The sequence below is a fragment of the Candidatus Woesearchaeota archaeon genome (assembly GCA_003694805.1).
In the GTDB taxonomy this organism is placed as follows: domain Archaea; phylum Nanobdellota; class Nanobdellia; order Woesearchaeales; family J110; genus J110.
In genome coordinates this window covers 1-7,086 of record RFJU01000093.1, presented here as the reverse complement: position 1 = coordinate 7,086, position 7,086 = coordinate 1, and the positions used below count along the sequence as shown (strand labels likewise).

11 protein-coding genes and 1 tRNA gene are annotated in these 7,086 nt (G+C 51.7%); 4 read left to right on the top strand and 8 right to left on the bottom strand.

Annotated features, from left to right (window positions below; genetic code table 11):
* A partial coding sequence (locus D6783_03305) for a hypothetical protein (protein ID RME52965.1) occupies window positions 1-542 on the top strand: 542 nt, incomplete at its 5' end.
* Here the strand turns inward: D6783_03305 and D6783_03300 are convergent.
* Both D6783_03300 and D6783_03295 read right to left on the bottom strand, forming a co-directional pair.
* Window positions 519-1,814, bottom strand: coding sequence for a hypothetical protein (locus D6783_03300; GenBank protein RME52964.1), 1,296 nt, complete (start codon window positions 1,812-1,814; stop codon window positions 519-521). The two genes, D6783_03305 and D6783_03300, sit on opposite strands and share 24 nt — an antisense overlap.
* A gap of 138 nt (window positions 1,815-1,952) precedes the next feature.
* The gene (locus D6783_03295; GenBank protein RME52963.1) at window positions 1,953-2,291 is read right to left on the bottom strand and encodes a hypothetical protein; all 339 of its coding nucleotides are present in this window, start codon (window positions 2,289-2,291) and stop codon (window positions 1,953-1,955) included.
* Window positions 2,292-2,451: 160 nt separating this feature from the next.
* On the opposite strand from D6783_03295, the gene D6783_03290 reads away from it, so the two are divergent.
* On the top strand, window positions 2,452-4,500 hold the full coding sequence (locus tag D6783_03290; protein RME52962.1) for an ATP-binding protein: 2,049 nt from the start codon (window positions 2,452-2,454) through the stop codon (window positions 4,498-4,500).
* 27 nt (window positions 4,501-4,527) lie between these two features.
* On the top strand, window positions 4,528-5,058 hold the full coding sequence (locus D6783_03285; GenBank protein RME52961.1) for a hypothetical protein: 531 nt from the start codon (window positions 4,528-4,530) through the stop codon (window positions 5,056-5,058).
* A gap of 24 nt (window positions 5,059-5,082) precedes the next feature.
* Here the strand turns inward: D6783_03285 and D6783_03280 are convergent, their stop codons facing one another.
* The 6 genes from D6783_03280 to D6783_03255 form a co-directional block, all read right to left on the bottom strand.
* Window positions 5,083-5,352 carry a hypothetical protein gene (locus D6783_03280; GenBank protein RME52960.1) on the bottom strand — a complete coding sequence of 90 codons (270 nt, stop codon included), beginning with the start codon at window positions 5,350-5,352 and terminating at the stop codon, window positions 5,083-5,085.
* Window positions 5,353-5,700 (bottom strand): hypothetical protein, encoded by a 348-nt coding sequence (locus tag D6783_03275; GenBank protein RME52959.1) that lies wholly within the window; start codon window positions 5,698-5,700, stop codon window positions 5,353-5,355.
* A 54-nt stretch (window positions 5,701-5,754) separates the two neighbouring features.
* Window positions 5,755-5,994 carry a hypothetical protein gene (locus tag D6783_03270; GenBank protein RME52958.1) on the bottom strand — a complete coding sequence of 80 codons (240 nt, stop codon included), beginning with the start codon at window positions 5,992-5,994 and terminating at the stop codon, window positions 5,755-5,757.
* Window positions 5,991-6,128: a DNA-directed RNA polymerase subunit P gene (locus D6783_03265; protein ID RME52957.1), complete on the bottom strand. Its 138-nt coding sequence runs from the start codon at window positions 6,126-6,128 to the stop codon at window positions 5,991-5,993. The genes D6783_03270 and D6783_03265 overlap by 4 nt, the downstream gene beginning before the upstream one ends.
* Complete coding sequence (locus tag D6783_03260; GenBank protein RME52956.1) at window positions 6,121-6,378, bottom strand: 50S ribosomal protein L37ae; 258 nt, start codon at window positions 6,376-6,378, stop codon at window positions 6,121-6,123. Before D6783_03260 ends, D6783_03265 begins: the two co-directional genes overlap by 8 nt.
* A 253-nt stretch (window positions 6,379-6,631) precedes the next feature.
* Window positions 6,632-6,707 (bottom strand) — tRNA-Pro (locus D6783_03255).
* 108 nt (window positions 6,708-6,815) lie between these two features.
* Between D6783_03255 and D6783_03250 the strand changes: the two genes are divergently transcribed.
* Window positions 6,816-7,086: hypothetical protein (locus tag D6783_03250; GenBank protein RME52955.1), on the top strand; the 271-nt coding region annotated here is incomplete at its 3' end.

The window sequence follows — 7,086 nt, the reverse complement described above, 5'->3', positions numbered from 1 at the left end:
GAAAAGGAGAGAGCCAAAAAAAAAGAGCGAGCCAAAAGAAGAGCAAACAAGAACTAGCCATTCTCAACAACAAAGAGCGAAAAGAACTCCTCACAAAAATCTCCCAACAATTCGGAGTACCACCACACACGCTCGCGAACCTCAACCCCCTCCTTGCCAGCAAGCGAGGACGCATCTACCTCTCAACACCCGCACTAGGAAAAACAAACCTCAAAGAACTGCGCATCAGCAGCATCGGCCTCTACATCGCAACCAAGAACAAAGACGGCACGCTCAGACTCAGCATTGAAGGCAGCCAACTCATCGGCCCCCACGCAACAAAAAACATTGTCGAACTCTCAAGCAAAGAATGGGACTCGTGGCTGCGCGGAGAAGACATAGAACACAAACACCCTCCCGGCTATGTCATCATCACACACGGCAACGACTATGGAGGCTGTGGAAAAGCAAACGGCACCCTCATCAAGAACTTCGTGCCAAAACAGCGAAGGATTCATGGAGCGCCCTTTTCATCACCATCAACGCAATCCCCCGTCAGTTAATCCCTGCATTCTCGCATACGCACCAAACAAACGAGCGAGTTGATCCCTAAACACGTTCACAGCCGTATTCGTCTGCTCACCAAACTCCTCGCGGACCTTTTCCTTTTCTTCGACGTAGGTTTTGTGATCAAGCCTGTCACGATTCAGCATGTCTGGTGTTTGCACATGCATATCAACCGGTACGCACACTCCCTCCTCCGACAAGAGAACGAGTCTGAACTTCAGCCCCTGAAAGACAATGTTTCCCCGCCGCATTTTAGGTTTGTCCCAATAATCCATCTCCTCCCTATCATCAATAAGGATTTCGTACCCTGAAATCTTTTGTTTCGAGCGACGGAGCAAGGACTGCACGGCCCGAACACCCTTCCTTCCCGACACGCAAACCTTTATTCCATATATGTCATAAATCTCCTGAAGCTTTCCTCGCCGCCTGCCAGGACGAGGTATGCCAAGAAACAAATCAGTCAATTGGTTCGCAAGCGACTCAACACCTTTCACTCTCGTGAGCACCTCCAGCACGCTATGCCTCCTCTGATAGTCGCGCCACTGCTCCAGGGCAGAAACCCCCAGGCCCCTCAACACCTCCCTCATGCGGTCCGCGGCCACCCCAATTCCCGCACGGGGGAGCATTAAAGGAAACGCCTCCTCAACCTTCTCCTTCAAGGAAGAGAGCTCCTCCCACTCCTTCGTGACGTACCTCGTCAAGGAAACCAGAGTAGGATGAACTTCCATGCACTCCTTGCAGTAGGCAGGATTGCGTGAATAACGCTCCACGTCAAGCCACTCCCTTGCCTGCCGCTCAGTGAGGTAATGCACGACTTCAAAGAACGACCCTTCCCGCGCCGGGCACCTTGCGCGAACAATGTATTGTGGCAACACTTCAGTACCCTTCTCGTAACCGAACCGTCCTTCCCTAAGGGGGTCTGCAAAGATAACTCGTTGCAATTCGTGAAGAATCGCCTCCCCCTTATGGAGAAACGAAGAGTACTGATCCCTGAGCTCCAGCAAAGACTCTCCCAAAATGTTCTCCACCAAGTCCGTGAAGTTCTTGTCAGGAAGCGCTCTCCTGCGTGGGTTGTTCACGAGGCGCTGTTGCACTTCTTCTTGAAAAACAGCGAGCCGTTCATTCAGCTCTCTTGAAAGAAAGGAAAACACCTTCGCCTTGCGAACCCGCCCTTCCAACGAGGGAGCGCGGGACGTGCTCGCTTCTTGTGCGCGTTGCCTTGCCTTGCCAAGCAATCGCCTATCCTTCCTCCTCTTTGCCGAAACCATTTTCACTTAACAAGAGTAACAGAAATGCGGTTTTGTTTATAAATGAAGAGGTTTTTGACGCCAAGAAAAGACCGGCGAAACCACCCGGGCCTCCTGCAAGGCCAAAAAAAACCAAAGGAACTCCTTGACCTTCCAACATTACTTGAGAATATCCTCAATGGGCTTGTCAGGTGAGCCGCCACGGCCCTGACCCTGGCCGCCAGCCCCGGCCCCGCCAGCGCCCTGCTGAGACAGACTTTCCGCTTCCTTCTCTAAATCAATACCCAACTCTTTGAGCGCCTTTACATGCATCTGCATGAGCTGCTCAACAATCTGCACTAAACGCAAAAGCTCCTGGCGCTCCTTCGCAAGCGTTGAGAGCGCGCCCTTGTGAAACCCAATCTGCTCGTCCTTTCCCATTCCTTGACCTGCTTGTGCCATAAAAAAAACCTGGAGCAGCACCCCTGCTTCACTAACGCACTGCTCTCTCCCAGACACAAACGAGAGAGTATAAAAAGATTACGATTCTGAACTACTGACGAAGCGTCCCAGAAAGAACAAACCCCACCACCAACTCTCTGCGCATAACGCACCACAACACGAAAAACCACCGTTTGCCAAAGTTTTTTATACTCTCCACCGCTTAACGTCCTCCTGTATGCTCCTCGGCACAATCAAGGGAAAAACAACAACCACCCACTTCAGCTTTGAAGCAAACCAGCACGCAAAAAAATTCGACTACGTCCAAGTCTACCACCCCCCGTACGATTACGTTCTCGCCCTCATCACTGAACTCGAGCGATCAGAAAACACCACCACTGCAACATGCCACGTCATAGGCTTTCGCGACAAGGACGGAACAATACGCCAGCCACGATCCCCCTTCAAGCCCGGCACTGAAGTCCTGCGCGCCGAGGACGACCTCATCACTCACATCATCCAACTCCCCGACAAGAAAAGCGCGGCGTACATTGGCAAGCTTGAAGGAAAAAACATTGACGTCCACCTCGACCTCCATAAACTCCTCACCAAACACGTCAGCATCCTCGCAAAATCCGGCGCCGGAAAATCATACACCGTCGGCGTCCTCATCGAAGAAATCCTTGAAAAAAAAGTCCCCGTCATCATCCTCGACCCCCACGGCGAGTACGCAACCCTCTCAAAACGCAACGTGGAAGAACAAGAACGCCTTGCACGCTTCAACCTCAAACCCTCATCATACCCCGTCACCATCTACACCGACCCGGCAAGCGGCCAAGGAACGCCGCTCAAACTCCCCAACACGTTCACTCAAGAAGAACTCATCCACCTCTTCCCCGGCAAGCTCAACAGCACACAGCTCGGCATCCTCTACAGCGCCATCAAATCAGTCGAGAAACTCAACTTCACCAACATCATCCTTTCACTCGAACAAGACGAGAGCAATGCCAAATGGAGCATCATCCGAACACTCGAATACCTCAACAACCTCCACATCTTCAGCGAAAACGCGCCCCCCTACCAAACCTACCTCGCCCCTGGAGAAGCAACCATCTTCAACCTCAAAGGAACACCTCCCGACATCCAAGAACTCATCGCTTACAAGCTCATCAAAGACCTCTTTGAACTACGCAAGAAAAACAAGATACCCCCCTTCTTCCTCGTCGTAGAAGAAGCTCACAACTTCTGCCCCGAAAGAAACTTTGGGGAAGCGAAGAGCTCAAAAATCCTTCGCACCGTCGCCTCTGAAGGAAGAAAATTCGGGCTCGGCCTGTGCATCGTCAGCCAACGACCAGCGAGGGTCGACAAGAGCGTGCTCAGCCAGTGCACCACCCAAATCATCCTGAAAGTTACCAACCCCAACGACCTGCGCGCTATCAGCAGCGGCGTGGAAGGCCTCAGCGCAGAAGCAGAAAAAGAAATCACCAACCTCACCATCGGATCCGCCCTCATCACCGGCGTGACCGATCTCCCCCTCTTCACAACCATTCGGCCAAGAAAATCCGCCCACGGAGGAACCGCCGTCAACATCCTCAACAACGAAGAACACGACTTCCTCGACCAACTCGAAGCGTTCAAAGAAGAAGAAATACTCCCCCTCATCAAGCCAGACGTCACCCTCAAAGACGTCATCCTCATGCAAGAAGAGGAAGCAGACGTTCGCGTCGTTCTTCATCCCGTTTTGCGCGTCCTGTGCTCCGACAAGGACGGCGACTACCCGCTCATCTTCAGCCTCACCAACGGCGCCCTCATCACCGACATCAACCAATTCACAACAAAATTCCTCCCGAACCTCCACAACCTGCCCAAAGAATCCCTCATGCTCCTCCAAGCCGCGTTCTCACTCAAGCACTTCACTCGCTCACAACTCGCAAAGCACATCGGCGCCACCACCATCGACGCACCCCTCAACGCCCTCCTCAAACACGGGCTCCTCACGAAAGAAAACAACCACTTCAGCTTGTCACCACAACACGTATTCACCCGACTGCACAAATGCGCCATCTTCACCCCAATTGCCTACGAAAAAATCGCCTACCACACAAAGGAAGAAAGCACCACCACCCCTGAACACATCATCACCTCCCTCGAGCGCTTCACCAACGTCAAAGAACACCAAACCTGCTACGCAGTCAGGTACCAAACCATAAAAAGAAAAACCCAGAGCAAACAACAAAGCAAACACGAACAAAAAAAAAAACCAGCTGAAGAAAAAAGAAACAGCTGAAGCACACGACCACACCACACCCTTGCCATGAGCATCACAACCCTTCTAGCAAAACTTCAAGCCCGATACGTTCAACTCGTCAACACAGGAACCCTCGCCCTTATCGTCTTCCTCCTCGGCCTTATCTTCGGTACGCTTGCACGAAACATCACGAAGCGAGCCCTCCATGAAATCAAGCTCGACTACGCCCTCAAAAAAACACTTGGCACCCCCATACACGCTGAAAAAACTATTTCAACCACCATTGCATACCTCATCTATACAGCATCGCTTATCATGGCGCTCGCCCGCCTTGGAATCCCCACACACACGCTCACTATCATTTCACTCCTCCTTCTCGGTGGCGTCCTCGCCGCGTTTCTTGTCGCCTTCAAAAACAAAGCACCGCCACGCCGTAAGAGCACAAAGGATCAGAAGGAGACGCTTGCCGCCCTTTGGTTCGTGAACAAACTGCAAGCATCAACAACAAAAGCACCACACAGAAAAGGCAAGAATAACACAAAAAACCACCTGCGCAGACGACGCAAAAACGGCAAGAACAAACAAAACCGTTCGTGAAACAACCGCCACAATCAAAAAGTACTAGCGCGTATCTCTTGCAACAACAGAGGACTCAAGCATCTCCAACATGCTGGAAATGCTCAAGAGCTGCATCCTCACATACGAATTCACATTCACGTCGCTCGCCAACTCCTCAAGTTCGGTGAGCGCCCTGTTAATGCACACTGAAATATCACCGCCACCTTCAAGCATCTGCATCAGCAAGGAAAGTTTGAAACGAACATTCTTCGGCGTCTCCGCATCCTCATGGAGCTCCCGGCACGCCTCTCTGATTTCCTGCAACGCCTCCACTTACCTCACCTTCGATCGTTTTATGTCTTCCATGATTGCGTCTTGAAGCGCTGATGCTTGCTTGCGCAGGCGAGCCTCCTGCTTTTCGATATGCTCAACCCGCTTTTGGAGCGCTTCCACGCGGGAGCGCACCTCATCACGCAACACCTTGGCATCAGCAGAAACCATAACACTCCCTACTATGCGAAACGCTTCTTGAGCATCTTCAAGCGCCTTGAGTGCGCTTTGCGCCTCCATCAACTGCGACTCAAAAAGCTGTTTTTGCGTGTGCTGGGCTTGCAGTTCTTGCTCGATCACTTGCAAGTCAGCCACGCGAGCATCAGCGTCCTTTCCTTGTGTGGCACTCATCGTTCCCTCTCAAACCCCAACTCACCTACCACAACCCTTGCAGCACGTGAGGCGCTACTCGCCGACGTGCACAGCCCTCCCGCTCTGCTCGTGAACTGAAAGCACCTTGGTTATGCTGTTCAGCGCGGCACGAAGCGCAACTGCGTCATCTGCCACCACAAAAAACTTGCAGGCACTCCCCTCGCGAACAACACGGAATGAAGCCCTTTGCCCTATTTCCTTATCTTCAGCCGTAAAGAGCTTGTAGACGAGCCCTTCCTCATCCGGGACCGTCACTACCGCTTCAAGTTTCATCGTGCAACAACCGTCGTAGCTGTTGAACGCTCCTTAAAAACGATCTTTGAACCGCAATAAACACACCGCACTCTTCGCTTGATGTGCATATCCTTAATCACTTTGTTGCACTGAAAGCATTTATAATTAGACATGTTCAGCCTCCGACGACTTCGTCAATGCTGGAAACTTTTCCACCTTGTACGCCCTGCTCGCGAACACAGAAGCACACTTTCTACAATGCCAAATGCCTGCAGCCATTCGCTTCACCTGCTCATAATGGCAATACGGGCATACTTGCTTTCCTTTATAGGCGCGATGAACTTTCTCGAACTTTTGGCGGTTGGTTTTCCCGTAGCGAGAACCAAACTGGGTGGCGTACCCCTTCTTTCTTTGCTTGGCCATCTTCAGCACTCCTCCAAAGCCCTGCGGATTACCAGGTTATTTAAATAGTTTTCTTTGGCGCCTCGTCGATAACCCTCGCCGCCCCTCCCCCTCCGCCAAGAAAAAAAACCTGCGCGGGACCACGGGCGTCGCCACACCCCGCCTCGCCCTCTTTTTATTCCGATCTGAAGGGGCGTAGGACCGAATACCATTTTGGACAGAAGAAAAAAAGTGGGGCTACCCGGACTTTCACGGCAAAAAGCCCCCTTCTGAGCAGGCCTCACTTGCGCTTTTGAACCGGGGTCACAAGCTCCCAAAGCTCGTATGCTACCAAGCTACACCATAGCCCCACTACTGCTAGCAAGAGCTCTCCTTTTGTTTAAGAAAGTATCGGTCAAGAATTTCTGTCAAGCAGTCCAGCCAGCCCCCTCCCTCACAGCACCTGCTGCTTAACGTTCATGGAGCAGACAAATTCATCGTTTACTGCTCACCAGCACCCCATCCAGCTCTGTCTCACCAACAACAACCGTTCGGCACCGCCGCGACAACAAAAAGAACAGAAAAAACAACAAGGAAAGCAAAAAAAAGATTTAGCAAAAAAAAGAAAAGAAAAACAAAACACGAAAAGGACAAGAAAGAAGACAGGCATGGATACGCCAAAATTTGCGCCAATCATTGTGCCTACATCAATGATGGAGTTGCGTTTTACGGCCGAAATAATGCCCAGCG

Excerpts from the sequence above, each read along its gene's own strand:
- D6783_03300 (RME52964.1), bottom strand. The coding sequence starts at position 1,814 with ATGGTTTCGGCAAAGAGGAGGAAGGATAGGCGATTGCTTGGCAAGGCA.
- D6783_03290 (RME52962.1), top strand. The coding sequence starts at position 2,452 with ATGCTCCTCGGCACAATCAAGGGAAAAACAACAACCACCCACTTCAGC.
- D6783_03285 (RME52961.1), top strand. The coding sequence starts at position 4,528 with ATGAGCATCACAACCCTTCTAGCAAAACTTCAAGCCCGATACGTTCAA.
- D6783_03275 (RME52959.1), bottom strand. The coding sequence starts at position 5,700 with ATGAGTGCCACACAAGGAAAGGACGCTGATGCTCGCGTGGCTGACTTG.
- D6783_03270 (RME52958.1), bottom strand. The coding sequence starts at position 5,994 with ATGAAACTTGAAGCGGTAGTGACGGTCCCGGATGAGGAAGGGCTCGTC.
- D6783_03265 (RME52957.1), bottom strand. The coding sequence starts at position 6,128 with ATGTCTAATTATAAATGCTTTCAGTGCAACAAAGTGATTAAGGATATG.
- D6783_03260 (RME52956.1), bottom strand. The coding sequence starts at position 6,378 with ATGGCCAAGCAAAGAAAGAAGGGGTACGCCACCCAGTTTGGTTCTCGC.